The sequence below is a fragment of the Halanaerobium polyolivorans genome (assembly GCF_020711195.1).
GTDB lineage: Bacteria > Bacillota > Halanaerobiia > Halanaerobiales > Halanaerobiaceae > Halanaerobium > Halanaerobium polyolivorans.
Map to the genome: position 1 here is coordinate 122128 of NZ_JAJFAT010000004.1, position 26485 is coordinate 148612.

The 26485-nt window shown below is 34.6% G+C and carries 25 protein-coding genes, 1 pseudogene, 3 riboswitches and 1 other annotated feature; all 26 genes and pseudogenes read right to left on the bottom strand.

The features are described from left to right. Positions 1 to 5: 5 nt before the first annotated feature. Positions 6 to 1295: an HD-GYP domain-containing protein gene (locus LJ207_RS04205; RefSeq protein ID WP_229344363.1), complete on the bottom strand. Its 1290-nt coding sequence runs from the start codon at positions 1293 to 1295 to the stop codon at positions 6 to 8. A 431-nt stretch (positions 1296 to 1726) separates the two neighbouring features. Then, positions 1727 to 3121, bottom strand: a complete 1395-nt coding sequence (fumC, locus tag LJ207_RS04210; RefSeq protein ID WP_229344365.1) for a class II fumarate hydratase — start codon at positions 3119 to 3121, stop codon at positions 1727 to 1729. Between the two features lie 228 nt (positions 3122 to 3349). Further along, a pseudogene (locus LJ207_RS04215) lies at positions 3350 to 4303 on the bottom strand (acyl-CoA dehydratase activase); the annotation flags it as partial. Beyond that, a complete protein-coding gene (locus LJ207_RS04220) occupies positions 4304 to 5389 on the bottom strand; it encodes an acyl-CoA dehydratase activase-related protein (protein ID WP_229344368.1) in 1086 nt (361 codons plus the stop codon). 2 nt (positions 5390 to 5391) lie between these two features. Then, positions 5392 to 6429, bottom strand: a complete 1038-nt coding sequence (locus LJ207_RS04225; protein ID WP_369414161.1) for an acyl-CoA dehydratase activase-related protein — start codon at positions 6427 to 6429, stop codon at positions 5392 to 5394. A 93-nt stretch (positions 6430 to 6522) separates the two neighbouring features. After that, positions 6523 to 7299 (bottom strand): IclR family transcriptional regulator, encoded by a 777-nt coding sequence (locus LJ207_RS04230; protein ID WP_229344373.1) that lies wholly within the window; start codon positions 7297 to 7299, stop codon positions 6523 to 6525. A 98-nt stretch (positions 7300 to 7397) separates the two neighbouring features. Continuing rightward, the gene (locus LJ207_RS04235; RefSeq protein WP_229344375.1) at positions 7398 to 8375 is read right to left on the bottom strand and encodes a type I phosphomannose isomerase catalytic subunit; all 978 of its coding nucleotides are present in this window, start codon (positions 8373 to 8375) and stop codon (positions 7398 to 7400) included. 151 nt (positions 8376 to 8526) lie between these two features. Then, the gene (locus LJ207_RS04240; protein WP_229344376.1) at positions 8527 to 9372 is read right to left on the bottom strand and encodes a PfkB family carbohydrate kinase; all 846 of its coding nucleotides are present in this window, start codon (positions 9370 to 9372) and stop codon (positions 8527 to 8529) included. Positions 9373 to 9480: 108 nt separating this feature from the next. Next, on the bottom strand, positions 9481 to 10788 hold the full coding sequence (locus LJ207_RS04245) for a M48 family metallopeptidase (RefSeq protein WP_229344378.1): 1308 nt from the start codon (positions 10786 to 10788) through the stop codon (positions 9481 to 9483). Between the two features lie 191 nt (positions 10789 to 10979). Further along, positions 10980 to 12374 carry an argininosuccinate lyase gene (gene argH, locus LJ207_RS04250; RefSeq protein WP_229344380.1) on the bottom strand — a complete coding sequence of 465 codons (1395 nt, stop codon included), beginning with the start codon at positions 12372 to 12374 and terminating at the stop codon, positions 10980 to 10982. 16 nt (positions 12375 to 12390) lie between these two features. Further along, positions 12391 to 13605, bottom strand: coding sequence for an argininosuccinate synthase (locus LJ207_RS04255; RefSeq protein ID WP_229344382.1), 1215 nt, complete (start codon positions 13603 to 13605; stop codon positions 12391 to 12393). A 133-nt stretch (positions 13606 to 13738) separates the two neighbouring features. Beyond that, positions 13739 to 13948 (bottom strand) — a binding site (T-box leader). Between the two features lie 66 nt (positions 13949 to 14014). After that, positions 14015 to 14959, bottom strand: a complete 945-nt coding sequence (locus tag LJ207_RS04260) for a carbohydrate kinase family protein (RefSeq protein ID WP_229344384.1) — start codon at positions 14957 to 14959, stop codon at positions 14015 to 14017. A gap of 40 nt (positions 14960 to 14999) precedes the next feature. Further along, on the bottom strand, positions 15000 to 15650 hold the full coding sequence (locus LJ207_RS04265; protein WP_229344387.1) for a DUF1028 domain-containing protein: 651 nt from the start codon (positions 15648 to 15650) through the stop codon (positions 15000 to 15002). Positions 15651 to 15663: 13 nt separating this feature from the next. After that, the gene (locus LJ207_RS04270) at positions 15664 to 16419 is read right to left on the bottom strand and encodes an MBL fold metallo-hydrolase (RefSeq protein ID WP_229344389.1); all 756 of its coding nucleotides are present in this window, start codon (positions 16417 to 16419) and stop codon (positions 15664 to 15666) included. Between the two features lie 69 nt (positions 16420 to 16488). Beyond that, positions 16489 to 17160 (bottom strand): HesA/MoeB/ThiF family protein, encoded by a 672-nt coding sequence (locus tag LJ207_RS04275; protein ID WP_229344391.1) that lies wholly within the window; start codon positions 17158 to 17160, stop codon positions 16489 to 16491. After that, a complete protein-coding gene (locus LJ207_RS04280; protein WP_229344393.1) occupies positions 17161 to 17442 on the bottom strand; it encodes a MoaD family protein in 282 nt (93 codons plus the stop codon). Then, the gene (locus LJ207_RS04285) at positions 17443 to 19248 is read right to left on the bottom strand and encodes an aldehyde ferredoxin oxidoreductase family protein (protein ID WP_229344395.1); all 1806 of its coding nucleotides are present in this window, start codon (positions 19246 to 19248) and stop codon (positions 17443 to 17445) included. A gap of 8 nt (positions 19249 to 19256) precedes the next feature. Beyond that, positions 19257 to 19380: riboswitch (molybdenum cofactor riboswitch) on the bottom strand. Between the two features lie 124 nt (positions 19381 to 19504). Continuing rightward, positions 19505 to 20806: a radical SAM/SPASM domain-containing protein gene (locus LJ207_RS04290; RefSeq protein WP_229344397.1), complete on the bottom strand. Its 1302-nt coding sequence runs from the start codon at positions 20804 to 20806 to the stop codon at positions 19505 to 19507. Between the two features lie 107 nt (positions 20807 to 20913). After that, positions 20914 to 21570 (bottom strand): thiaminase II/PqqC family protein, encoded by a 657-nt coding sequence (locus LJ207_RS04295; RefSeq protein ID WP_229344400.1) that lies wholly within the window; start codon positions 21568 to 21570, stop codon positions 20914 to 20916. Further along, positions 21571 to 22281 (bottom strand): class I SAM-dependent methyltransferase, encoded by a 711-nt coding sequence (locus tag LJ207_RS04300; protein WP_229344401.1) that lies wholly within the window; start codon positions 22279 to 22281, stop codon positions 21571 to 21573. It abuts the gene before it with no gap. Between the two features lie 19 nt (positions 22282 to 22300). Further along, a complete protein-coding gene (gene thiM, locus LJ207_RS04305; RefSeq protein ID WP_229344403.1) occupies positions 22301 to 23104 on the bottom strand; it encodes a hydroxyethylthiazole kinase in 804 nt (267 codons plus the stop codon). 2 nt (positions 23105 to 23106) lie between these two features. Further along, complete coding sequence (gene thiE / locus LJ207_RS04310; RefSeq protein ID WP_229344405.1) at positions 23107 to 23760, bottom strand: thiamine phosphate synthase; 654 nt, start codon at positions 23758 to 23760, stop codon at positions 23107 to 23109. 15 nt (positions 23761 to 23775) lie between these two features. Continuing rightward, the gene (gene thiD, locus LJ207_RS04315; RefSeq protein ID WP_229344407.1) at positions 23776 to 24600 is read right to left on the bottom strand and encodes a bifunctional hydroxymethylpyrimidine kinase/phosphomethylpyrimidine kinase; all 825 of its coding nucleotides are present in this window, start codon (positions 24598 to 24600) and stop codon (positions 23776 to 23778) included. Positions 24601 to 24615: 15 nt separating this feature from the next. Beyond that, a complete protein-coding gene (gene thiW, locus LJ207_RS04320) occupies positions 24616 to 25116 on the bottom strand; it encodes an energy coupling factor transporter S component ThiW (protein ID WP_229344409.1) in 501 nt (166 codons plus the stop codon). Between the two features lie 87 nt (positions 25117 to 25203). After that, positions 25204 to 25303: riboswitch (TPP riboswitch) on the bottom strand. Between the two features lie 9 nt (positions 25304 to 25312). Next, positions 25313 to 25849, bottom strand: a complete 537-nt coding sequence (thiT, locus tag LJ207_RS04325; RefSeq protein WP_229344411.1) for an energy-coupled thiamine transporter ThiT — start codon at positions 25847 to 25849, stop codon at positions 25313 to 25315. A 44-nt stretch (positions 25850 to 25893) separates the two neighbouring features. Further along, positions 25894 to 26001: riboswitch (TPP riboswitch) on the bottom strand. A gap of 80 nt (positions 26002 to 26081) precedes the next feature. After that, positions 26082 to 26468 carry an SHOCT-like domain-containing protein gene (locus tag LJ207_RS04330; RefSeq protein WP_229344413.1) on the bottom strand — a complete coding sequence of 129 codons (387 nt, stop codon included), beginning with the start codon at positions 26466 to 26468 and terminating at the stop codon, positions 26082 to 26084. Positions 26469 to 26485: the final 17 nt, after the last annotated feature.

Consider the following 26485-nt stretch of genomic DNA (forward strand, 5'->3'; position numbering starts at 1 on the left):
CATATTTAATATTCTATAGAAAATTGGTACTCACTAATTAAATCCTCTCTTAAGAAACTGTTATCAAAATGTCCATCTTCTATCAATTTAATCATTTCTGCAGCAATTTCTGGATCAAATTGACTGCCAGAACAGACCTCTAACTCCTCAATTGTTTCCATTTTTGTTAATGGTGCTTTATAGCTTCTTCCTGTTGTCATAACATCAAAAGAATCTGTAATATTTAATATCCTGGCTCCAATTGGTATTTCTTTTTCGGCAATACCATCAGGATAGCCTGTACCATCCCAACGCTCATGATGGTGTAATAGAACATCTAGTTCTTCTTTTAGTATATCTATATCTTTTAAAAGTTGGTAACCATATACCGCATGTTTTTTTATTTCTTGATATTGAGTATTACTTAGTTTATCAGAGCTTTTAAGTACTTCATCATTAACATATATTTTACCTATATCATGGATTTTAGCTACATTAATTATTTTTTCAGACTTGGTTTTTGATAAACCAAGCTGTTTACAAAGATGATAGGTATAATATGCTACCCGCTTACAGTGACCTTCAGTATAATGATCTTTAGAATCAATAACCTTTAAGAAACTCTCTACAATCTGGGTATAGGAGTTGATTTGCTGTAAACGTGAATAAAAGAAATCTTTAATCACATATAATAATACGATTACCAGAGCAAAAAAGACCTTACCAAAATATATATAGGAAGCCAATAATATAATACCGATAAAATATGATGTAATTAAATTTTTAGAAAGTTCGAAAAAATAATTGATCAAAGAGGTTTGCTTAATATCATTTTCTGCCAGATATAAGACTATATAAACAAGGATATTATCTACCAGAAAATAGACTAGACTTGCTGCCAAAAGGGCTGAAAAGGGGAAACCTTCTCCACCAAGATAATTTCTTGTGTAATTATAAGCTAAAGCACCAGCTGCTGCTGCCAGGAAAAAGACAGCTCTGTTGAATAAAAATTTATACCAGACAAAACCATTATCCCTGCTCTTAAATTCTGTTGAACCCACAGCAGAGACCACTGCAGCCCAGAAAGGATTTAAGACAACAAAGGCCGTCAGCAAAATCGGGAGGTTCATTGAGGTAATAACCTTAGAAATACTATTAAATAACATGCTCATATTACTTAATATTAAAAGAGCAAAAGTAAAAAAAAGCAGCTCATTAAAAGCAAAATCAAATATATAGCTGCTGCCTAGCCTTAAAAAAACTAAAAAGGCAGCTGCAAAAATTGTGCTTAAATATAGTTTTAAGTTTTTATCCATCTTAAAACATCCTCTGTTAATTAATATCTTATTTTATCTATTACTTTATTTATATATTTAAAGCTGAGTGAATGACGGACAGGTTAAAGGTATTACTTAAGTTTTAACCCCATCTACTTGATTCTGCCAGTACTGAAATTGCAGTACCAAAAGTAATTAATGCTGTTGTAATGGCAACGTAAAACTTTTTCATTAAGATCCAGCTCCCTTCGCATATATCTTTCTAAGCTCGTAACACGAAGGTAAGCTAAGCTCTGTTATTTTTAAGCTAGTCTCTCTGCCGTCAATTCACTCTTTATTATATTTCAATATATAATAGAAAAATCCTTTATTTTGTGGTATTTTTTATATAAATGTAAATAAATGACGAAAAGAGCAGAAAACTGCTCTTTTAAACATTTTAGATAATTATTCCTTTTTTTAAAATAAAATTAATCAAGGTTTGGCTCTGTCATAGCAGCAGGGTCTATATATTCTTCAAATTCTTCTGCACTTAAATAATCGAGTTGAACTGCAGCTTCTTTTAAGGAAATATTTTCTTGATAAGCCTTTTGGGCTATTTCAGCTGCTTTATCATAGCCGATAATGGGATTAAGGGCTGTTACCAGCATTAAAGACCGCTCGAGGTACTCTTTGATCTGCTCCTGATCAGCTTCTATACCCTTTAAACACCTTTTATTAAATGAACTTATACTATCACCTATTAACCTGATCGACTGCAGTATATTGTAAATTATTAATGGTTTGGCAGTATTTAACTGAAAATTGCCGCTGCTGCCACCAATATTAACTGCTGTATCATTAGCCATAACTTGAGCTGCTGCCTGGAAAAGAGCCTCAGCCTGAGTTGGATTAACCTTACCAGGCATAATAGAGCTGCCTGGTTCGTTTTTAGGAATTTTAATTTCAGCAATTCCACAGCGCGGGCCAGAACTCAGCCAGCGAACATCATTTGCTAATTTCATCATAAAAGCAGCGATTGTTTTTAAAACCCCACTAAAATTAATAAAATTATTATGGGCAGATATTCCTGCTGATTTATTTTCAGCAGCCTTAAAGTCTTTTCCTGTTTCTAAATTAATATACTGAACCACTAAGTTATCAAAACCTTTTTTGCTATTTAAGCCGGTTCCAACTGCTGTACCACCAATAGGCAGTCTTTTTAAATATTTTAAACTATCTTTTAAAATCTCCAGACTTTCATCAAGCTGGGCCCGGAAAGAATCGAACTCCTGGCCTAAGGTTATTGGGGTTGCATCCATGAGATGAGTTCTTCCCACCTTAGCTAAATCTTTGTATTTTTCAGCCTTATTTTTTAATTCTTGCTTTAGCTCTTCCAGGATTTCTATTAAAAAATCTTCAGTTTCTTTAACTACCGCAACAGCCATAACAGTAGGAAAAGTGTCATTAGTAGATTGAGACATATTGAGGTGGTCATTAGGATGAACCGGTTTTTTTGAACCCAACTTCTCTCCTGCCATTTCAGATATTCTATTGGCAAGTACTTCATTAACATTCATATTTGTTTGAGTACCAGAGCCAGTCTGCCAGAGAGAGATCGGAAAGTGTTCATCTAATTTCCCGGCAATTAGTTCATCACAGGCTTTAATTATATATTCTTTTTTTTCCTGATCAATTAAACCCTGTTCATAGTTTGCCAAGCCAGCTGCTTTTTTTATAATCCCATAATCTCTAATTATTTCAAGCGGCATTTTTTGCTCACCAATAGGAAAGTTTGCAGCTGCTCTAGCAGTCTGAGCACCATAATACTTGTTTTTAGGAACCTTTACTTCACCTAAACTATCTCTTTCTAATCTATACTCCATACTCCACCTCATTATTTATCATAGTAATACATTATCTTCTGCTTCTTCTTTTTCTCTTTCCTGTTCTTCTAATTCTTCTAACTCTTTCATTACTTTCTGTTCTTGCTCAGGATCAATTTTATAGAGGTCAACCTCTTCTATTTCTTCTTTACTTTCAGCTTCTTTTTCTTTAGTGCTATCTTTTTCATCTTTTTTGAGATTTCTATTCTTGTCAGTCATTGAGGCAGCAGTATGTTTACCACAGCGGTCACCGGTTACAGCAATTACCTTATCATCAGCTATTACCCGAATAACTTCACAATGATTTGCACAATCACTGCATTCAAAACTACTTGTCTCAAATTCTTCTTCTGTTAAATTAAAGCCTCTAAATTGACTTTCCACACCTTTTCTTTTTACATCTCTTTTGGCCAACATGGCAATACCTATTGCTCCCATCACATCATAATGTTTGGGTACTATAACCTCAGAATCTATTTCTTCTTCAAAGGCAGCTTTAATTCCTTCGTTGGCAGCAACTCCACCCTGGAATATAAACTCCCCTTCTAAAACCCTATTTCTAACTAAGTTGTTCATATAGTTTCTAACCAGGGCTTCTGACAATCCTTTTATTATTTCAGGCTTGGTAAAACCATACTGCTGTTTAGAGATCATATCTGACTCAGCAAAGACTGTACAGCGGCCTGCTATTCTTACATCTCTTTCTGCTTCATGGGCCAGACTACCAAAATCTTCAATCGCAATTCCCAGTCTTTCTGCCTGATGGTCTAAAAAGGAACCAGTACCAGCAGCACAAACTGTATTCATGGCAAAATCAACTGCAATTCCATTTTCCACAATTATCAACTTTGAGTCCTGGCCACCTATTTCAAAAATAGTACCTGCATCAGGATGATAATAGGTTGAGGCCCTGGCATGAGCGGTAATCTCATTTTTAACAGTATCTGCCCCTAAAACATAGGCAATCAGCTGTCTACCACTTCCAGTAACTCCAACTCCACTAATCTTATATTCATCTAGCTCTATCTCTCTTTCAAATTTGCTTAATCCTTTTTTTACTAGATCAATTGGATTTCCAGAATTCCTGGTATATAATTTAAAAACTAGCTCATTTTCTTCATCTATAGCTACTATATTGATACTTACAGAGCCAATATCAACTCCCAGATAAAGATTTTTCATCTACACAACCTCCTCATAGTCTTTTTCTCTAATCATATCTAAAAAGGCTTCAATCCTGGTTAATATATTTGCATCAGCTGTTTGTTCATCAACTGAAACTGTTAAAACTGGAATATCATATTTTTCTGATAGATCATCCATCACACTCTGTGAGATTAACTCAGGCAGACATGCAAATGGCTTTATGTGTATAATACCATCAAAGCCCTTCTTTTTAAAGTCTAAAATGTGGCCTATATTTTCCTGAGCATGACCACCAATTTGAATTTCAATAAACTCTTCACCTAATTCTTCAATTTCTTCAATTTCTTTTCCGGCAAAGGGTATAACATTTTCATTGATCCAGTCAGATAAGTAGAGTGATCTTTCTACTTCAAATCCAAAGTGATTTACCTTTTCTTCAACTTGATAATTAATTGAATGTTCAAGAATAACAAAGATTTCACCAATAATTCCAATTCTATAGCGGTCTTTTTCTTCAGGTATTTTATCTGAATATTGATTCAGTTTTTCTAAATATTTATTCTTAACCCTTTCTACATCATTTCTATCTTTGATTTTATAAAATTCTTTTTCAGCTTCCATCCAAATTTTATTAATCACGGAGTTATCATGATAGGCTCTTAGAATTTCTACCTGCTTTTCTACCTCATCAATAGCCTTTGTTAGATCATAGACTATTCTAATCGCCTTATATACCTGCAGCCATGAACTATCTCCTTTAAGTTTTTTTGCTACATCATAAAAATATTTGTAATCATCATGAATAGAATCGATAACAATAATCTCAACATCATCATACCCTAAATCTTCAAGTATTCTCTGATGTACTTCACCGTAATAACCGGCACGACATGGTCCATGCCCTCCACTTGTTACAAAGTTTTTTACATCCTTTTCCATTAATTTTATATAAGTTCCTGTAAGCACCTTAAAAGGAAAACAGGCAAATTCAGGGCTATACTTAACTCCTAAATCAATGATTTCTTTATTTGGTTTTGGAGGCATAACTACCTCATGGCCGAGCAGTTCTAAAAGCTTAGCATAGACTATAGTTGGTCCCATATAGGGAAAAGATAATCTCATTTTTAACTACTCTCCTTTTTTAACCGCAGCATATCAATAAATGCTTCGATTCTTGTAGTAATATGACTTTCTCCAGTTTGCTCATCAATTCTTAAAGTCATAAAAGGTTTTTCATATTTTTTGGCATCTAATTCAATAATCTGGCCCAGAATTGAATCTGGTCCACAACCAAAGGCTGTGATATGAATCAAACCATCTATATTATTATCTTTAAAAAAATGCTGTGTAGCACCATAAAGTTTATTAGTAAATTCCCAGAACATTGGCTTACGGAGTTGAGCAAGCTCTTTTTCTATTATTTCATTTTCCACCATAGAAAAGGTATGGATTCTAACCCCTAATTCTTTAAATTTATTTATAATATCCATGTTGACATAATTATCATATACATTATATACATACCCTATTAGAGCGATATCAAGAGTTTCTTCACTGCCTTCTTCCTGCTTAACTTCTGCCCTGCTCTGTGGTAAATCATCTTCTTTTTCCAGTTGACTTATCTTAGCTTCTAGTGCTTCTATATTATCAAGAGCTAAAAATTCATCTATTAAATAACCATCAAATAATAGTTTTCTATATCTCTGCCATAAATCTGAAGCCTTTTTTAAGGCTTTTTTCATTTCAGATTTAGCAATATTTAAAACTTCAGCCAGCTCTGTGTAATTACTATAATCAGAAATATCATCACTTTTTGATTCAATAGTATCAGAAATTATAAAATCATTTAGCTGTGGTAATGAATGTCTAAACAAATCTGGCAGCCCTAAAAACTTAGGACATAAAACTGCATCTTTTCTCAAACTTTTAAAACGAGGTACATATATATAATCTACCCCTTTTTGCTGAAGATCTAAAACATGCCCGACAATTATTTTAATCGGAACGCAAATTTCTGATAAAGAATTTTTGACGCCCTGATCAAGCTGTTCCCTTGAAGTTGGATCTGAAATAACTGCTTCCACCCCTAAAGAACTAAAAAGCTTCAGCCAAAAAGGGAAGTAATAATAATAAATCAAAGCACGAGGGATACCTATTTTTATTTTATCCATCTCTTGAGCCTCCAAAATTTTCACTTGATTTTATTAAGAATGATTTTTAGTTTATAAGTATTTTATATGAAAATTAAAAATAAATCAAATATTATAGCCCAGTGAACGGGACATTTTAGATGAATATTCTACTATTAACTTTTTAAGTTTCTCCATCCTCTCTTCACCCATTCTGCTGATTGGGGCAGATAAACTAAATGAAGAAATCACTTCCCCTTTATGATTAAAAATCGGGGCTGCTATACAGCGGATATTTTCTTCCTGTTCTTCATCATCAACTGCATAACCCTGTTTTTTTACCTTTTTTAGATGTTTAAGCAGTTTATCTATATCTGTTATAGTGTTCTCAGTTTTTGCTTCTAAACCTTTTTTATTTATAATTTCTCTAACTTTATTTTCTGGCAAATGGGCCAAAATAGCCTTACCTAAACTTGTAGAATGGACGGGAACCCTTCTCCCTACCTGAGAGTACATTCTAATTGTAGCAGTACTTTCTACCTTATCTAAATAAATTATTTCACCATCATCTAATATTCCAAGGTGAATTGTTTCCTTGGTCTTTTCCATCAATTCCTCTAAATATGGTCTAACCCTGATTCGGCTGTCAATATCATTTAAAACTCTACTGCTTAATTCAAAAAGTTTAATTCCTGCTATGTATTTTTGATTATCTTCGTTTTTTTCTAAATAACCTCTGTATTTTAAGGTATCTAAAAGCCTGTAAACAGTACTTTTATGCAGTCCAAGTTCTCTACTGAGCTCAGTTACTCCCATCCCATTTTCTGATTCTACTAATTTTTCTAGAATAGTTAGAGCTCTATCAAGTGATTTAATTAATTGATTGGGTTTTTTCTCACTCATATTTTCTCCTTTTCTGAACAATAATTATTTATGAATAGCTTAATAAAGCTAGACTCAAAATTCAATTAAGTAATTAACAGAATAAAAAGAAAAAATTCTTAGCTTATTATATCAAGAATTTCTTCTTTTTGCTTTTCATAGTTTGGCACATAACTTCGCATTAGTTTTAGCTTACCCTCAATTTTATATTCTTGAGTATAGGCAGGAATTAAAATGCTTTCACTTTCAGCAATTTCAAGTTCATTATCTTCCCAGCTGATAACTCCCTCTCCTTCTAAAACGGTTAAAATATAAAATCGTTTTTTATCACCTTGAGCTTCATAGCTTTTTTTGAGTTCTATAATATCCAGGGCCAGCTCTTCAGTCAGACAATAATAAGTATAATCATAGTCATCTGCACAAACTTTTAGCCCTTTTCTTTTTTTGGTCTGCAGTTTAAAGTTTATAACATCCATTGCCTTAGCTAAATGAAGTTCTCTACCACGATCAAAGTCATAAATTCTATAGGTAGTATCACTTGTCTCCTGTACTTCTGCCATCAGTATTCCAGGTCCAATGGCATGTAAAAGTCCTGCTTTAATAAAAAAGACATCACCTTTTTCTACTTTAACCTTATTTACATATTTATCGATTTCTTGATTTTGTACTGCTTTTTTAAATTCACTTTCAGTACAGTCTTTGGTCCCAACAATTAAATAAGCATCTTCTGCAGCATCAATAATATACCAACCTTCATTTTTTGAAGCTTCACCTTCATATTTAGCTGCATATCTTTTATCCGGATGGACCTGTACAGAAAGCTGTTCTTGAGTATCAATTATCTTTAACAAAAGAGGAAACGCCCTATCCTCAAATTCTTCTCCCATAATTTGAACCGGATACATTTCAGCCAGCTCATTGAGACCTTTGCCGGCTAATTTGCCGTTTTTTACAACACTAACAGCTTTTTTTTGGGCAGAAACATCCCAGCTTTCTCCAATCTTTTTGTCTGGCATATCATCTCGATATTTGCTTAATTTATTACCTCCCCAGACTTTTTCTCTATATTTATGATCAAATTTTAATGGATAAAACATTTTGCTTCCCCCTATATTAACTGATAATCTAACCTGATAATATTATTCTATATTAAAGCTAATATACCTCTAAAAAAATTCTTGAGTATAATTATTTACTCACCTTTAAGCAAAGAAAAAGGCCAAAACTGGCCTTTATATCTCTATTTTTTTAAAATTCCTGGTGAATATCATTCTGCAGAACTATATCTTCTTCTCTTAAAGCAGCAACTCCTAGTGAACCATTGATCTGACAATTTTTTGCCGCTTGAGCTAAGCCTGCTTCTAAAGCTGACTCATAATTTTTAGAATCTTTAATAGTATTTAAAAATGCAGCTATAAAAGCATCTCCGGCTCCTAAAGTATCTTTAAGCTTAGTCTGATGAGCTTCTTTTTTTATTAATTGATCTTCATATTTCATCAATACACCCTCACCAGCAAGGGTTAAAATTACTACTTCTGCTCCCTGCTCAGCAGCCCAGTCGATAAATTGCTGGGGGTTTTCGTCTATTTTCGGAGTTGAAAAAAAGGCTATATCGACCAGTTTACTAATTTCACTAATATAGCTTTTATTACGTAGATGAGAAAAATCAAAAGAAATTATTGCCTTATCCTCGATCTTTTTTAAATAATCTTCAAAATAACTATATATATTTGTATGAACTATTTTAGAATTATTGATTATTTCTAAAACAGCTTTATTAAGACTAAGGTTTTTATATACACCTTTATCAACACCTTTAACACTGCTTATCCCCTTATTTTTTTCTATAATAGAAACCGCATTTCTACCCTTGCGAATATCATTAACCGGATAGGCTACCTTCTCTTTTTTTAGGGTATCATAAAGAAATTTGGCATTTTGATCAGTACCAAAGGCACCATAATAGGCTGTTTTAGCTCCGAGTCTTCTTGAAATTACAGCAACATTATAGGCTCCTCCACCAGCATATATCTTTTTTTGCTCTGGATAATAATCTGCTACATTATCCCCAACTGCAAAAATATCATATTTCATAGTTAAAGACCTCCCTTAAAATCAATCTTAAGCTGCTTAATTTTTCATCATCTATTATTATAACATACTCTGAAGAGAATATAAGAAAGATGTTTAACAAATTTAGGCTTAAGTCTCAATTTTTAAGGAGTTAATTAAATAATTAAGCTGATTTATATAGGCTAAATAATCATCTTTGGCTAAAGAAAAGTTTAAATTTAAAACTTTATTAGACTGAGGACCATCAATATAGTATTCTATAAAAATCTGAGAATCTTTTTCTTTCTGCAGTCGATATACATTTTTGGCTGCAGTTTTTTGCACAGCTCTATTGACTATATAACCTTCTGCCTCAGCTCGTATTAAAGCATAATCAAAATTCTTTTCGGCGGTTTCCATAAAATCTCTAGCACTGTAATCAAAAAGTATAAATTCACCTTCAAGCTTATCTGCCTTAAGTTCATAGCTAAAGATCTGCTCATTATTCTCAGACTCACGCTGATTTAACTCCCAATCTGCAGGATATCTAAAACTGACTATATCAGCTTTAAAAGTATTTCTCATTTGAAATTTCTCCTTATCTGTCTGCTCTTCTTTAGTGGCTGAAGGAGCTTCCTCTTTTGACTCATTTTTTAGTACTATGCTTTCTTTACCCTGCTTTTCAGCTATATATTGACTAATATATTCAATTCTACTCTCTGGTATGGGGTGAGTCTGGGTGAATTCCAGCAATTTAATATTATGAGATCTTTCTTTAAATATTTTCATCAATTCAATCAAAGCCTGAGGATCATAATCAGCTCTGATCATCAAATCAACTGCAAAAATATCTGCTTCTCTTTCCTGTTCTCTTGAATAGCCATTATTAATTAGATTATAGGCTACATTAGTCATAGTTTGATGTTCTCGATCAGTTATTCTGTTAAATAATATGCTGATTAAAGAAAGGCTTAGATTTCTTTTTAAATTACTATCTAAATGTCCTTCTACCCCATGCCCTATTTCATGGGCGATTAAAGCAGCCAGTTGATCATCACTTTCTAATAAGCTGACTAAACCCTCAAATAAAATAATCCTTCCATCACCAATATAGTAAGCATTAATCAATTCATCATCAACATGATAAATTTTAAATTCTGCCTCTCTAAATTTTCTGCTGGCAATATTTTGCTTAAGTCTATTTAAAATTTGATATTCTTTATCATCTTCTCCGTATTCTCTCAGATCATACTGTCTATTTAAATCCTTTAACATCGCTTCTGAAGTTGATCTTTCATAACTGGAAAAAGCCGCCTCAACCTGCTGACTAAAAAGTAAAGCAGTACTTAAAAAAACAAAAAAAGTGATAAAAACTAAAATAACCTTAAATAACTTTGGATTTAAAGCTCCTTTTTGAAGACTATTGACTTTTTTCAAAGATGAAATTTTTGCAGCCATTGTTATTCCTCCTGCTTATCAAATTGAGCTAAAATTTTAAATGCCGGCTCAGCTAATTTTTTTTGGCTGATTTAAGCTCTTTTTCAGCTTCTAAGTATATTTTACTGCTTTTTAGACAAAATTAAAACCCCCAATTAGAAAAATATTAAAATCTAATGGAGGTTGATTAATTTCCAGCTTATATTTTTTATCTAATTACTAAAAAATTTTCTTTCTTCAGCAATAACTCGTTCTGTTTCTTTAAAAGCAGGACCACCTTTTGTTGCATGTGAATTAACTGCTGCTTCTACAGCTAAAATTTCTTTTAACTTTTTGTGATCAACTTCAATAATTCCAGCAAATAGTGACTGCCATTCTTCAAGTTTAAGCTGATCAAGTTCTTTTTCCTTTTCAGCTGCATATAATACTGCCTTACCAACTATCTGATGAGCCTTACGGAAGGGAATACCTTCTGCTGCCAGATAATCGGCCAATTCAGTTGCATTGAGAAAACCTGTTTCTGCCGCCTTTTTCATTTTTTCTTTATTTACCTGCATGGTTTTAAGCATTTCAGGATATAATTCTAAAATCAGCTTAACTGTTGCCACACTATCAAAAAGACCTTCTTTATCTTCCTGCAGATCCTTATTATAGGCTAAGGGTAAACCCTTAATTGTAATCATCAATTGGTTTAAACTGCCGATTACTCTCCCACTTTTTCCCCTGACCAATTCTGCCAAGTCAGGATTTTTCTTTTGCGGCATAATAGAGCTCCCAGTTGTATACTGATCTGCTAATTCGATAAAAGAAAATTCTGCTGCATTCCAGAGAATGATTTCTTCACTCAATCTGCTTAAATGAAGCATTAAATTAGATGCTACAGCTAAAAACTCAAGCACAAAATCTCTATCACTGACTCCATCTAATGAGTTTTCACAGGCTTTAGCAAAGCCAAGCTCTTCAGCTGTAAAATCGCGATCAAGCTTAAAAGAACTTCCAGCAAGTGCTCCAGAGCCAAGTGGAGAAACATTGATTCTTTTTTCAGCATCTTCAAAACGCTCATAATCACGTTTTAATTTAAAATAATAGGCTAAAAGATGATGACCAAAGGTTAAAGCTTGAGCCCGCTGCAGATGAGTATAACCGGGCATAACAGTTGCTTTATGTTCTGCAGCCAGATCAAGCAGAACCTGCATAAAGTCTTTGATTAATGCTTTAATATCATTAGTTTGATCACGCAGGTAAAGCCTCATATCAAGGGCTACCTGATCATTTCTACTTCTCCCTGTATGGAGCTTTCCGGCTACCGCTCCAATTTTTTCTGTTAGCCTCATCTCAACTAGACTGTGAATATCTTCGGCCTGAGTTAAATCAAGTTTATCCTGTTCTAATTCCTCTAATAACTCTTTTTTTAGCTCCTTAAGTCCCAAGCTTATTTTTTCAGCTTCAGCTTCAGAGATAATAGCTTCTCTACCCAGCATCTTTACATGGGCCAAACTACCCTCAATATCATATTCCAGCAAATTTATATCAAAGGGTAGTGAGGCATTAAATCTATCCATTTTTTCAGAAATACCGCCTTCAAAACGGCCTCCCCATAATTTCATTTTATTCACCCTTTAATTATTTTCTATTTTTTTCATTTGCAACCTGAACAGGTAAAGCCCAGAGATTGATAAAACCAGCTGCTGACTCATGATCAAAAACATCACTTTCATCATAAGTAGCAAGACCATGATCATATAAGGAGTAATCTGATTTTCTGCCAGCTAAAGTACAGTTACCTTTATAAAGTTTAACTTTTACTGTTCCACTAACATAGCTCTGTGTTTTATCTACAAAAGCATCTAAGGCATCTCTCAATGGAGAAAACCAGAGACCATAATATGTTAGTTCTGCATATTTAGCTGCCATCTCTGCTTTATAGTTTTTACTTTCTCTATCTAAGGTTAAAGATTCTAAGGCTTTATGAGCAGTAATTAAAATTTCACCAGCAGGAGCTTCATAAATCTCCCTTGACTTAATTCCAACCAATCTATCTTCAACCATATCTATTCTGCCCACACCATATTCAGAACCAGCTGCATTTAGTTTATTAACTATTTCGATTGGAGATAATTTTTCCCCATCAACTGCTGTAGGAACACCTTTTTCAAATTCAATTTCAATATATTTAGGCTCATCAGGTGTATCATCAACATCATTTGTCCAAAGATAGGCATCAGAAGGTGGCTCAGCCCAGGGATCTTCTAAAATACCACATTCGATACTAACTCCCCAGAGATTTTGATCAATACTATAGGGACTGTCCTTGGTAGCCTTAACATCAATATTATGTTCTGCCGCATATTCGATCTCATCATCCCGAGAGGTAAAACCCCAGTCTCTAAGTGGTGCTAAAATAGCAAGTTCAGGGGCCAGCGCTTTAAATGTAACCTCAAATCTTACCTGATCATTACCCTTACCTGTACAACCATGGGCAAGAGCATCTACATTTTCTTTTTTAGCAACTTCAACCATTCTTTTGGCAATTAAAGGTCTTGCTAAAGCTGTAGCAAGAGGATATTTCTCCTGATATAAGGCATTGACCTTTAAAGCCGGGTATACATAGTCTGTAATAAATTCTTCTCTAATATCATCGATATATGCTTTAGAAGCCCCGGTTTTCAGTGCCTTTGCTTCAACTTCATCCCAATCCTGTTTTTGACCTAAATCTGCAGTATAGGTTATGATTTCTGCATCATATTTATCCTGCAGCCATTTAATAGCTACTGAGGTATCTAAACCACCAGAATAGGCCAATAAAATTTTGTTAATTTTGTCTTTTTCAATCTTCATCTTAATATCTTCCTCCTCAAATTTGATTACTAACTTTTAATCCTGCAATTAACTTCAGATAAAAGAATATTGACTAAAGTTTCTTCCCATTTAAATAATATAAAATTAAATTTAAAAAAACCTGCCTCCATATAATAGAGACAGGTTAATTCCGTGGTACCACTCTGCTTGATAAATAAATTTATCCACTTTAGGTTAATTTAACGCAGTTCTACGTTTTTCCCTACTTCGTTCAAGAAAAATCCTCACAGATGCGTTCAGAAAAAAAATCTGCTCGAGCTCACACCATCCTCGATTCGCTGACTTCAATTTTTTTCTTACTATTTCCAGTCACAGGATTTATTTATTGTTGATTTTTAAGTATTATATAGTATTTTTTTGATTTTTGCAAGTGAATAAAATTATTTTCTTAAATTTCTAAAGCCTCTATTTGCTCTAAAGTAGGTAAAGCTGCCATGGCTCCACTCTCTGAAGCAGCAAGTGCCCCAGAATAGTTTGCCATTTTAAGAGTATTTTCTAAATATGAATGCTCCAGTTCAGAAATATCTTTTTCTGACTTAAGTATCTTATATAATACAGCTGAAACAAAAGCATCTCCAGCACCAGTAGTATCAACAGCATCCACTTCAAATGCCGGACTAAAGAAAAGCTCCTTTTTATAGTAATAATATGAGCCTTTACTTCCACAGCTGATAAAGATCAGGGGAATCTGATATTTTTTATTAAGCTCTGCTGTACCTTCACTGATATCTTTTTTTGCTGTCAAAAATTCTAATTCTTCTTCAGAAACTTTTAAAATATCTACCTTATCCATTAGAGATAATATTTTAGCTTTTGCTTCTGCAGCTGAGTTCCAAAGCATAGTTCTTAAATTAGGATCATAGGAGATCAGCATTTCATTTTGCTGGGCCAGCCCTATTGCTCTTTTTGTTGCAGATCTAGCCGGTTGATCAATTAAAGAAATAGAACCAAAATGAAAAATTTCAGCCTGCTTAAATAACTCTCTATCTATTTCTTCTTTCCGCAAAAAACGATCTGCACTGGGATCTATATAGAAATCAAAACTGCGCTCTCCCCTTTCATCAAGGGTCACAAAAGTTATAGCAGTTTTAGCTTCATTAGTTAAAATTAGATTATCTATCTTTACAGCTTCTGATTTTAGCTTATTAACTAAAAACCTCCCTAAAACATCATCTCCGACCTTGCCAAGAAAACTAATCTCAACTCCCAGCCTGCTTAAAGCTACAGCAACATTGGCAGGAGCCCCTCCAGGGTTTTTACGAAAATCCCTATTTTCTTCATCAAGTGGTGTAAAATCAATTAAGGCTTCACCTAAGCTAATAATTTCTCCCATCTTTTCCTCCCTCTTCAAATCAAAGCTAAAGCTTTAATATTTAATTATCCCTTTGCTGATAAAAAAGTTTCAATAATCTTGCTAATTCTTCAATTGGTCGGGGATGGTCATCTACCCGCAAATCAATATAGCGGTCATCAAAACCACCAATTCCCCTTCCTTCTTTGACTACAAAAAGGGCAGCAGCCTGTCTACCTCGTTTATCACCACCAGCAAACTGTCCTGCTCTTAAACTTTTGACCAGTCTGTCTGCTAGAGGCCCTTTTGAGTTTTCAAAACTATCTGCCATTGCCTGCAAGGTTTTTTCATTAACTAGAATATTTCCCTGTACAGAATAATTCTCAGCTATTATTTCTCCTGCCCAATCCGAACAGTTTGAACCTGTATATGCTGCTGCCTTCCCTTCAGCATTTATCACTGCCAACTGTCTAAACTCAGCCCCCTGATCAGCTTCGATAAGTATATTTACAGCTTCTTGGGGAGATTTGCCTTTTTCTAAGAGATCTAAGGCCCTGGGTCCAAAACTAGTATTGCCCCAGGCCTGAGTAGCAACTGCACCAACACCAGCTCTGGCCCAGGGAACCATTGAGCCTACAGCTAAAAATTTCGACTGAACAGCAACCCCCAGTTCTTCGCTAACTGGATCATAAGCGATTATAGAAAAAGTTGCAATTAAATTATTATCAGCCATCTGCTCACCTCTTTTAATTTTGATAAATGATTTTTTCTCCCCGCGAATTGATCTGAGCTATTTTGCTAAAATAAAGTTCTGCTCGTTCCATTTTATCAGCAAATCTTTTTGTAACCTCAAAATTACTGGAAAAATGAATTGGCACAAAAAGCTCTGGCTTGATTGTTTTGATAAAATACTGACCGGCCAGATAATAGTTTTCTTCTAAGCGAGGATCAACCGGTACAAAAGCAATATCTATTTTTTCTCCTTTTAACTTATTAACTTCATTCTTATAATCTAGCTCTTCTTTTTTTTGTACTTTAGGAGAAAACTTTTTCCACTTCCACCAGTTCAAATCACCGGCATGGAATATCTTTAAAGCTCCTTTTTTAACTAAAAATGAGACTCCTTTATCTGTGCTGCCTAAGGCCTTAATTTCAATTGCTGCTAATTCTAAGCTTTGATCTTTAGCTATTGTAAATAGATTTTCTTTTTGCTTCAACTGATTAGTTAATGAAACTTGATCTGCTAAAATATAGCTTATATTATCACAATAATCTTCCCACTTGAAAATAACCTTATTATAGTGATCATGATGATCATGAGAAACAAAGACATAAGCCTTTTCTATCCCAGAGAAACTGTCTTCTCTTATAACTCCTTTTGCTAAAGAATTGCCTTTTTCTGCTTTGCCTGGCTGGTCATTATAGTAATCGAAGATAACAAGTTCCTTGTCGATTTTAACTGCTGTACCACTGTGATAAAGATGATATACTTCTACTCCCATCTTAGAACCTCCTTTTTTGCAAAGAAAAAGCCCCTTTAAAGAGGGCTGCTAAAAATTCTTAATTTACATTCATCTTAACTCTATTTTCTCTATTTCCGAATTAAATAAATCAATGTGTAAAATTGTATCTTTTAGATAATTATCTCTACCTAATAAATACTTCAGGGCTTCAAGCAGCTGAAAAGATGCGGTGATAGTAACTGCAGGTGAAAAAACAGCTGGAGTATCATCTTTTTCAGCTCCGGCAAAAACATCATTAAGCCTGCTTTTGCTTTCAGGCAGAATAAGCATTATCTGGGCAAAAAGATCTTCAACTCCGGCATGAATAAAAGGAAGCCCATATTTTTGAGCCAGTTTATCTACCACAAATCTTGTCTCAAAATTATCTAAGGCATCAAAAATAATATGGATATCATCAGCTAGTTCCATTTCTTCGGTAATTTTTTCGTTTTTAGCAATTATTTCTGTATCAAGCTTAAATTGATTTAAAAATTCTGCAGCCTGTTCTACTTTAGCTTTGCCAATATCATCTCGACCAAAACAAAGCTGTCGGTTGAGGTTTGAAATTTCTACTTTATCATAATCATAAAGATATATCTTATTAACCCCAATTCGCTGCAGCTGAATTGCTAAATTTGTGCCAAGACCACCTGTTCCAGCCACCATTACGTTTAAAGCGGCCATTTTTTCCCTTTCCTCACTCTTAAAGAGCTTTTTCTGTCTTTTAAGATATTCTCTCATCTAACCACCTGCTGAGGGAGGGAATAAAGTAACTGTATCCCCATCTTTTATTTTTGTCTTTACTCCATCTTTATGAATCACATTTTCACCATTAACTAAAATGATGGAGCCGGGAGAAATTTCCCCGGCATCCAGCAATTTTTTAGAAAAATAGCCATCATAGTCGTCATCTAGAAGATCAATTAATTCCATAACATCGATTTCATCTTCAAGCTGATATTCATGACCACGACTTTTCAGCTTTATTCTAAATAAAGAATGAAACTTAACTTTTAAAGACATTTATTTCAATCCCATCTCACTTAATTTTTCATCACTAATCCAACCATCTTGCTGCCAGCCACGAACCTCATAATACTCAGGTAGAATTTCTCTATATTTAGCTGCAGTTCCTCTAAATGTTCCATCTGGTAGAGGTTCATCAAAGCGTTTAGGAAGTTTATCCTGATCAGGTGTAATTCCTGCTTCAAGGTTAAACTGGCGCTCTAAATTATAGATTCTTTCTCCATTTTCCAGCATTTCTTCTGGACTATATTCAAATTCAGTTCCTGCATTAGCAATTTCTGTATAATCTTCTAAACCGAGTGCAAAGGAAGTAAAGAGACACATTCCAAGTGAATCAATTACTGCAGTTAGATCCTGGAATATTTTAACCCACTCTGGTTTTCCTTTTAATTCTTGAGGGTCTAGTTTTTCAGGTACACCAAGTACTTCTGGAGATACCATATATCCTCTTACATGACAACCACCACGGTTTGATGTAGCATAATTTAGACCTTGCCCCTGAATACCACGCGGATCATAGGCAGGTAATTCCTGTTTTTTAACACTCATTGATAATTCTGCATTACCCTTAGATTCTGCTAATCTATATGAACCTTCAGCTAATTGATCACCAAAACCTTCACGATAAGCCATCTGTCTTGTATAATAGGTGACTGATTCAGAAGAACCAAAGGTTAATTCTGGGCCATTTTCTAATTCTTCTTTATCTACATAACCTTTTTCATATAATTCCATTGCAGCTGCAATAGTTGCTCCTGCAGATATTGTATCAAGACCAAGATCATTACAGAGGAAGTTAGCCTGAACTATGGCATTAAGATCACTTACACCACAATCAGCACCAAAAGCCCAACCTGTTTCATATTCAGGACCTTCACCTTCCTGGCCATTAGGAAGTTTAGTATGTCTACCACAGCGGATAGGACAGCCATAACAACCCTTGTTATTTTGTAAATAGCCTTTTTCTACTAGAGCTTCACCAGAAACTTCTTCTACTTTATCAAAGGTCCCATACTGGAAGTTATTTCTTGGATAAGCACCATGCTCATTGATAACATTATCCAGAACTTTAGTACCTAAAGCTGGTAGTCCTTCACCTGTAACTCCATCTTCTTTAAGAGTTTTGGTTTGTTTTTTAACAACTTCCATCATCTCATCTTTAAAGTATTCTACCTGTTTTTCACCAGCTTTAACAACTATGGCTTTTAAGTTTTTAGAACCCATAACTGCTCCAACACCGGTTCTACCTGCTGCTCTATCTTTTTCATTCATAATAGAAGCGAATTTAACCATATTTTCTCCAGCAGGTCCAATACAACTTACTCTTGCTTTTTCATCGCCAAATTCTTCGATCAACATATCTGTGGTATCATAAACACCTTTACCCCAGAGATGTGAAGCATCTTTAAGCTCAGCCTGATCTCCCTTGAGAGATAAATAGACAGGCTTTTCTGCTTTTCCTTCAAAAACAATTATATCATTACCACTAAATCTCATTTCAGCACCGAAAAATCCACCTGAGTTACTACTTGCAATAGTACCTGTTAAAGGACCTTTGGTAATTACCATATAACGGCCACCAGTTGAAGCTGCAGTACCTGTTAAAAGACCTGTAGCATAAATTAGCTTGTTTTCAGGACTTAAAGGATCAACCTTTGGATCAATTTCATCATAAAGCATTTTAGAAGCTAGACCTCTACCACCTAAAAACTTTTTAACTTTTTCACCAGCAATTGTTTCTCTTGAAATTTCTCCATTGCTTAAATTTACCCTTAATACCTGATACTCATAAATTTTACCCATTAATTTATACCTCCTTAAGATTACTCTTCTTTCCAAGCACGGGAGGCTGAGTCATTTCTTTCTCAACCCGGCGGTTTAACCACCTTAGAATAGATATTCTTTAGGCAGAAAAACTCGAAGGTATTATTAATATTATTAAATGTAAAAAGGCAAAATCCTGCTTTATATTTTGTAAATTTCTATATTTTTTGAAAATTATTTTTACTTTACTGTTGCTGCAGTAATAGTAATTAATTTAATTAGTCAATGTTTTTAATTATGGACACTGAATTACTCCTCTAGCCCATAAACAATCACCACAAACAGGGAAGTCATTTCCATGACAATCTTCCTCATTTGTTTCTGACATATCACAGCCTGAACACTGGGTACAGTCTGAATAAGGAAATTCTTTAACTTCTTTACGAAAATCTTTAAATTCCTGGCTGAACCAAATTTCTTCTAAACTTTCTTCTTTAAGACTGCCGAGAGAATATTCTTTAATCTGCTTTTCTCTATCTCTGATATAAAGGTCATAACTATGCATCAAGGCTATACAGGGAGCTACTTCTCCTCTCCAGTTAACAGCTATAGAGCCTTCTTCAACAAATTTACAGTAACCTTTATGGGGATTAAAAGGAACCTGAGTTGTAGAAATCGAACTGGACTTTCCACCTACAGCAGCTATATCTTTTATTATATCCTCCCTTAAATCTGTTGGGGGTAGATAGATCTCAGGCCGGTGTGGATTCCTATTCTCAGGTCTAGAGCGGCTGATCGAAAAAGAATAGAGTATTTCATCTATCATCGACTCAGTATAGGGCAGTAGATTTGTTAAAAAGATAAAAGAAGCTCCCATATTAAATGCAAGTTTTCTCAGATCTTTAAGTTCATCTACATTTGATTTCATGATTACATATTCAATACCAATTTCACATTCCGGTCTGATTTTATCTTTCAGCTTTCTAAACTGCTTAACATTTTCTATCACCTGGGCCAGCTCAGCCCCTGAGCGAATAGTAGCCATTGTTTCCGGTGAGGTCCCATCTACAGAAACAACCAAACTATCCAGACCGGCTTTTAAAAGACCTTCAGCTTTTTCTTCATCAAGCAGTAAGGCATTGCTAATTATCTGAGTCTGAATCCCCAGCTTAGAAGCTTTTTCTACCATCTCGATAATATTGGGATGATAAAGGGGTTCTCCAATTCCCCAAAAAGCGATTTTTTCTAATCCTTTAAAATCCTTTAACTCTTCTATTAAATTATCATATGTTTCCATGTCAAGGTGACCCATTTGTTCATCCCAGGAATGGCGAACACAGGTAATACAGTCTAAGTTACAGTCACTGGTAGGTTCTATATAGACTTTAGATAAAAGCGGATCACTTCTTTCAATATAGAATCCCTTTGAGCCTAGCTTAATTTTTAATTCGGTATTATCCTCTAAACCCAATCTTTCTTTAATCTTATCTGGAAGCTTTAATTTGCCTCCTTCTAAAGTGACTTCCATATTTTCAGGTAGTTCTTCATTTAAACCATCACTTCTCCAAAATTGAGGATTGTTGACTAAAAATTGCAATATTTTTTCTCCTTCCTATTTAAAAGATATTTTGTGTTAAGTGATTTAAAATTACGAATTTTAGATTTACATATTAATATCATACAACTTTTGTCAACATTTTTCAATTATATTTTCCAGACTTTCTTTTGATAAACATCAGAAAAAAACTGATATTCAAATTTAATTGAATTATTGAAATGATAATTTATTTTTTTAAAGTTTTCCTCGGTAAGATTTTTTTCTAATATAGCAAGCATATTTTCGACCAGCCTTTTATAATCTGCACTATTAAATACAGCTGCCCACTCTTGATAGATTTGATTATCATTTTCTTTTAGTTTATGCTGATGATATTCTGCCATTTTTAAATATATCCAATAGCAGGGTATTAAAGCTGCCATTCCTTCTGCAAACCCGGCCTGAGAACTTACAGCCAAAAGATAGTTTGAATAAGCAAGATTAGAATAAGTCAGCTCCATCTCTTCTGCACTTTTTGCCTCAAGTTTGTAGTATTCTAAAAGCTCCTGATATTTTGCAAATTCTACATTTGCCTCAAGATTTAAAATATCAATTAACTGCTGTTTTTCTTTTAAATTTTCGGCTTTAGAAATTAATATAGCCATATTTCGCATCGATTGATTTAAATAATAATGGTCTTGAAGTAAATAGAATTTAAATATTTCTTCAGCTAATTCTCCTCTATAGATTTGATCTACAAAAGGATGTTTAACAACCTTAAGCCAGTCTTCTTTATTTTTACTCACTAAATCCTGAAATTGCAATTATTTAACCCCCTTTATTACTACATAATCCCCCTTTTTATAACCTGGAATTGATTCTTCCACTTCTTCATTGGCATATCTGGGGTGTTTAGTTAAAGTTTGCCTGAACTTTAAATCTTTAAAACCGATTTTTTTCATAATTGCGATCAATTCTGGGCTGGAAATCCAATCTGTACCTGCCAGAAAATCCATTGGATATGGGTATTGCGGTGAAATCATTGTTCTGTAATGACCTTCTAAAAAGGCCAGTCTATATAAGAGGGCAAATGATGATTCAGCAGCTAAGATAGAAATGATCACTTCTCCCCCTTTTTTAAGGACCCGATAAGCTTCAGCAACTGCTTTTTCTTTATCTTCTACATAAGCCAAAATAGTTCCTAAAAGGATTTGCTCTATACTCTGATCTGCAAATGGCAGTGCTTCTGCTTTGCCTGCTTTAACCTCTATCCCCCTGGCCCTTGCTAAATCTGCCATAGCATGAGATGGCTCAACTCCTCTTTTAATACCAAGCTTTTCAGCAAAAAGCCCATTACCGATTCCAATACTTACACATTTTTCGGGCTTTGTTACCATTTTAGCAAGAGCATTCAATTCAGTCAAAAATATATTTTCATTATTTTTAAACCAGATTTCAAAATCTGCTGCTCCTTGATTGAATTTCTCCATATTTAACTCCAAGCTATTCATTTTTTCACTTTTTAGTTTTGTCATTAGTCTTTCCTCCTCTGATTTAGTTGTGGGCAAACTGATAAATTGTATCCATAAATTCTCTTTTAAATTTAGCTGGTGTTTGGGCTTGCAAAGCTGCTTTTTGACCAGCAAAACCATAATATACTAAGGCAGTTTTGATCTTTTCAAATAGTTCAATTTCTCTTTCAACTGCTGCAAAAACAGCTAATGTTGTACCCAGCATACAGCCTGTACCAACAATTTTACCCATTAAATCACTACCCCATTCAGAATAAAAAATATCGTTTTTAGCAGCTAAGATATCAACTCTGGAACTAACTACAACCAGACAATTTTGTTTTTGGGCCAGCTTTTGAGCAGCTATATCCAGATCTTTATATTCACCCACTGCTTCAACACCCTTTAATTCTGCTTTTTCTCCGGCCAAAAAAGCAATTTCAGCCCTGTTGCCCTTGATTATAGTTAATTGAAATTCCTCTAAAATTTTAAATGCTGCTCTGCTTCTAAAATCAGAGCCACCTACTCCAACCGGATCTAAGATGATGGGGATCTTAAGCTGATTGGCTTTTTGAGCTGCCTTATAAATTGCTTGCAAGCGCTCCTGATTAAGGGTACCTAAGTTTATTAAAAGAGCAGAAGCAGATTCTACAATTTCTGCAGCTTCTTCAGGAGCTGAAGCCATTACAGGTAATGCTCCCCAGTTTAAAGTTATATTGGCAGAATCGTTGGCACTAACATAATTACTTATTTGATGGATTAGTGGTTTTTTGCTTTTAATTGCTTTTTTAATCTGCTGCCAATTTTTCTTATCTTTTTCGCCTAAGTTAATCTTTTCGCTTCTCATATTTATGCAGTCCTCTGTTTTTTAGCTTTATGGATCATCTTTTTAAAATCCTGAGCAGTACTTTTAATATCTGCAGCCTGAGTTAAGGCAGAAATAACTGCAATATTATCTGCTCCTGCTCTGATAACTTCATAAGCACTGTTTAGCTTGATGCCACCAATAGCTGTGATGGGAATTGATATTTCTCGGCTCAATCTTTTTATTCCCTGAATACCGATCCCAGCTTTAAAAGAATCAACCTCTTTGGAATTGCTTTTAAAAACAGAGCCAACTCCCAGATAATCTGCCCCTTCTGCTTCTGCCTTTTTGATGGCTTTAAGATCTGTGGCAGTGATTCCGATAATTTTATCAGATCCCAGGATGGCCCTGGCTTCTTTTAGAGGTAGGTCAGCCTGACCTAAATGGACTCCATCTGCATTTAATGCTAAAGCAAGATCAACTCTATCATTTACTATTAGTTTTACACCTCTGGCTGCTGTAAAATGCCTAAGCTTTATCCCAAGCTTATATCTTTCTCGAAGACTTAAATTTTTTTCTCTAAGCTGTACAGCATCTACTCCACCTGCTACAGCTTTTTTTACAACTTCTAGACTTTTTCTACCCTGAGAAAGTTTTTCTTCAGTTATTAAATAGAGCTCCCAATTTATAGCTTTCATTTTTTCCTCCTTTAACTAGCCTTGTCTTGATTCCTTTTTTAGATCAAGCTGATAGATATGATTAAGAGGACTATTCCCCTTACCAATTTTTTCTCCTGCAGCTATTGCTTTAGTTAAATAAACTTTGGCTTTTTCTACCGCTTTTTCCATACTATAAGCAAGGGCTAAATTACTTGCTATAGCTGCCGATAATGTACAGCCTGTACCATGGGTATCATTAGTTTCAATATAATCAGCCTTAAATTTGACAAAGTTACTACCATCATAAAGCAGATCAACAGCTTTTTTGCTCTGCTGAGCTGGATTACTAAAGTGTCCACCTTTAATCAAAACATACTTACTGCCAAAAGCATGCAGCTTTTTGGCTAGAAATTCTGCTTCAACCTGAGTTTCTTTATCTATCCCTGCTAAAACCTTGGCCTCCATTAGATTAGGAGTTATCAAATCAGCCAATGGAAAAAGCAGCTCCTTATAGCTCTGCACAGCAGCTTCTTCTAAAAGAAGATCACCACTTGTAGCAACCATAACAGGATCAACAACTAAGTTTTTTAAATTATATTCTGCTATTTTCTGAGCTGTAACTGCCACTATTTCTTTTTGGGCCAGCATCCCTGTTTTAAGAGCAGCAAAATTAATATCACTTAGTACAGAATCAAGCTGGGCAGCTACAAATTCTTTGCTGACTGGCTCTACAGCCTGAACCCCTAATGTATTCTGGGCGGTAAGGGCTGTAATCACTGCTGCACCATATACCTGATGGACTGTCATTGTTTTTAAGTCAGCTTGAATACCGGCTCCACCTCCGGAGTCAGAGCCGGCAATGGTTAATACTTTTTTCATCTCTATCACTCCTAATTAATAATCTGATTCTTTGAGAGAAGTTAAAATTTCTGCTTCTTCTGTTACTTCGAGAAATAAATAGGCTATAAAAACTCCAGCTAAAGAACTGACTGAAAAGGGAATTACAAAGAAATATACCGCTGAAGCACTACCCATCAAAAAATTTGCGATGGGATAGGCAGCTAATGCTCCCAGTATTCCCGTGCCGAACAATTCACCAATTACTGCCGCAAAATTGCTTCCTTTAAATTTATATAAATAGGCGGCCCAAAAGGCACCTATCATACTCCCGGGAAAAGCAAGCAGTGAGCCTGTACCCAAGATATTTCTAAAAAGAGAAATAGCAAAAGCATTCCATACAGCATAGGCTGGCCCTAAAAGCACGGCAGATAAAACATTGATAAGATGTTGAACTGGAAAAGCTTTGGCAATTCCAACCGGTATATAGATCAAGTGTCCACTAATAGTTCCCAGTGCGATCAACAGAGCAGCAAAGGTTAATTTCTTCATTTTCATTTTTATCATCCTTTCTTAAATTGTTAAAAGGCACAGCCCTGATAAAGGAACTGTGCCTTTTATAAATATCATTAATAATTTTAGATACTTTTAAAATGCACAACTTCCTTCGCTGGTATTATCCAGATCAGGTACAAAGGGTTAAAGCAAAGGCTTTTCTCAGCTAAGAGCTCCCCTGTGGCAGTTTTATTTAATTTTAATTATCTCTGAGATTTAAACTTTTTAGCAAAATCAAAATAACAATATAGTTAATAATCAAAGTTGGAATTAAAAAGCTGGCATTGTAGATTGTAGAATATGCCCAAACATTTTGTCCTTCTGGTGCATATTGAGCAAAAAATATTACACCTGATAAAATATGAGTGATTAACATCGCTCCACCGGCAACAGCTGTGGCAAGTAATACCTTTAATGGCTTGATTACTCCATCCTTTTTAATTGTGAAATAGCCTGCAATACCGAGCATCATATAGGGTAAAGGATAATCCATTATCAGCTGGACAGGATGAATAATATAAGCACCGAACATCAGCTGTAACAAACCATAGGCAAGACCACTAAAAGCACCTGCTCCAACTCCCCAGCGAAAAGCAACAACTAAAATCGGCAGCATTTCTAAACTGATCGAACCACCCTGGGGCATCCGCCAGAGTTTGAAAAAGTTAAGCACAACAGCTAAGGCTACTGCAACTCCAATTTCGGCCAACATCCGGGTAGATAAATTATTTTTCATAGTAAAAACCCTCCTGCTGTGGATACGAACCGGAGGGTTTAAGGATTTTAAAATTTATTGATGCCTACGCCTGCATTACCAGGATCAGGTCAATGGGTCGATGAATAAATTCATCCTCTCAGCCTCCAGTTCGGACTCCCCAGTTTTAATTTTTTAATAATTATCTATATATTTCTTTCTAGCTGTATTATATAATATAGATAGTGATAAAGCAAATAAAACATTTAACAATTTACTCAACTTTGATGATTACAGTTTCATCATCATCCTCAACTCTTAATATTTCTCTTTCTTCTGCTAGATCTTCCAGACTCTGATTTAACTCATCTAAATTAATTTCATTTTCTGCCAGTTTTGCCCTTGCAGGACCAGGTATAAAGTTTAGCATGGTTTTAGCAATCCCCAGCGGTAATGCCATATTAACCTTTTCTTTGCCTTTTTCATTAACGATAATTCTCAGGTGTTTTTTCTGCTTTTTTTCAGCCTGAAAACTTTTTAAATCTGCTGCAGAGTCTGATAAGTCATGTTTAGCTAAAGCACTCAAAAGAATTTCAGCTTCTTCAGCATTTATTTTTCCCTCCTGCAGCATATTTAAAATTCTCATTCTTTCTTCACTCATTAAATTCATCCCCTTAA

Bases quoted from the DNA above. Each gene is read 5' to 3' on its own strand.
- fumC (WP_229344365.1), bottom strand. From the start codon at position 3,121: ATGGAGTATAGATTAGAAAGAGATAGTTTAGGTGAAGTAAAGGTTCCT.
- LJ207_RS04285 (WP_229344395.1), bottom strand. From the start codon at position 19,248: ATGGGTAAAATTTATGAGTATCAGGTATTAAGGGTAAATTTAAGCAAT.
- thiW (WP_229344409.1), bottom strand. From the start codon at position 25,116: ATGAAAATGAAGAAATTAACCTTTGCTGCTCTGTTGATCGCACTGGGA.
- LJ207_RS04275 (WP_229344391.1), bottom strand. From the start codon at position 17,160: ATGAGAGAATATCTTAAAAGACAGAAAAAGCTCTTTAAGAGTGAGGAA.
- LJ207_RS04280 (WP_229344393.1), bottom strand. From the start codon at position 17,442: ATGTCTTTAAAAGTTAAGTTTCATTCTTTATTTAGAATAAAGCTGAAA.
- thiE (WP_229344405.1), bottom strand. From the start codon at position 23,760: ATGAAAGCTATAAATTGGGAGCTCTATTTAATAACTGAAGAAAAACTT.
- LJ207_RS04260 (WP_229344384.1), bottom strand. From the start codon at position 14,959: ATGGGAGAAATTATTAGCTTAGGTGAAGCCTTAATTGATTTTACACCA.
- thiM (WP_229344403.1), bottom strand. From the start codon at position 23,104: ATGAGAAGCGAAAAGATTAACTTAGGCGAAAAAGATAAGAAAAATTGG.
- LJ207_RS04235 (WP_229344375.1), bottom strand. From the start codon at position 8,375: ATGTTTTATCCATTAAAATTTGATCATAAATATAGAGAAAAAGTCTGG.
- LJ207_RS04205 (WP_229344363.1), bottom strand. From the start codon at position 1,295: ATGGATAAAAACTTAAAACTATATTTAAGCACAATTTTTGCAGCTGCC.
- LJ207_RS04240 (WP_229344376.1), bottom strand. From the start codon at position 9,372: ATGAAATATGATATTTTTGCAGTTGGGGATAATGTAGCAGATTATTAT.
- LJ207_RS04265 (WP_229344387.1), bottom strand. From the start codon at position 15,650: ATGGCTGATAATAATTTAATTGCAACTTTTTCTATAATCGCTTATGAT.
- LJ207_RS04300 (WP_229344401.1), bottom strand. From the start codon at position 22,281: ATGACAAAACTAAAAAGTGAAAAAATGAATAGCTTGGAGTTAAATATG.
- LJ207_RS04230 (WP_229344373.1), bottom strand. From the start codon at position 7,299: ATGAGTGAGAAAAAACCCAATCAATTAATTAAATCACTTGATAGAGCT.
- LJ207_RS04245 (WP_229344378.1), bottom strand. From the start codon at position 10,788: ATGGCTGCAAAAATTTCATCTTTGAAAAAAGTCAATAGTCTTCAAAAA.
- thiT (WP_229344411.1), bottom strand. From the start codon at position 25,849: ATGAAAAATAATTTATCTACCCGGATGTTGGCCGAAATTGGAGTTGCA.
- thiD (WP_229344407.1), bottom strand. From the start codon at position 24,600: ATGAAAAAAGTATTAACCATTGCCGGCTCTGACTCCGGAGGTGGAGCC.
- LJ207_RS04220 (WP_229344368.1), bottom strand. From the start codon at position 5,389: ATGAGATTATCTTTTCCCTATATGGGACCAACTATAGTCTATGCTAAG.
- LJ207_RS04255 (WP_229344382.1), bottom strand. From the start codon at position 13,605: ATGAAGATTGAAAAAGACAAAATTAACAAAATTTTATTGGCCTATTCT.
- LJ207_RS04270 (WP_229344389.1), bottom strand. From the start codon at position 16,419: ATGGGAGTAGAAGTATATCATCTTTATCACAGTGGTACAGCAGTTAAA.
- argH (WP_229344380.1), bottom strand. From the start codon at position 12,374: ATGAAATTATGGGGAGGCCGTTTTGAAGGCGGTATTTCTGAAAAAATG.
- LJ207_RS04330 (WP_229344413.1), bottom strand. From the start codon at position 26,468: ATGAGTGAAGAAAGAATGAGAATTTTAAATATGCTGCAGGAGGGAAAA.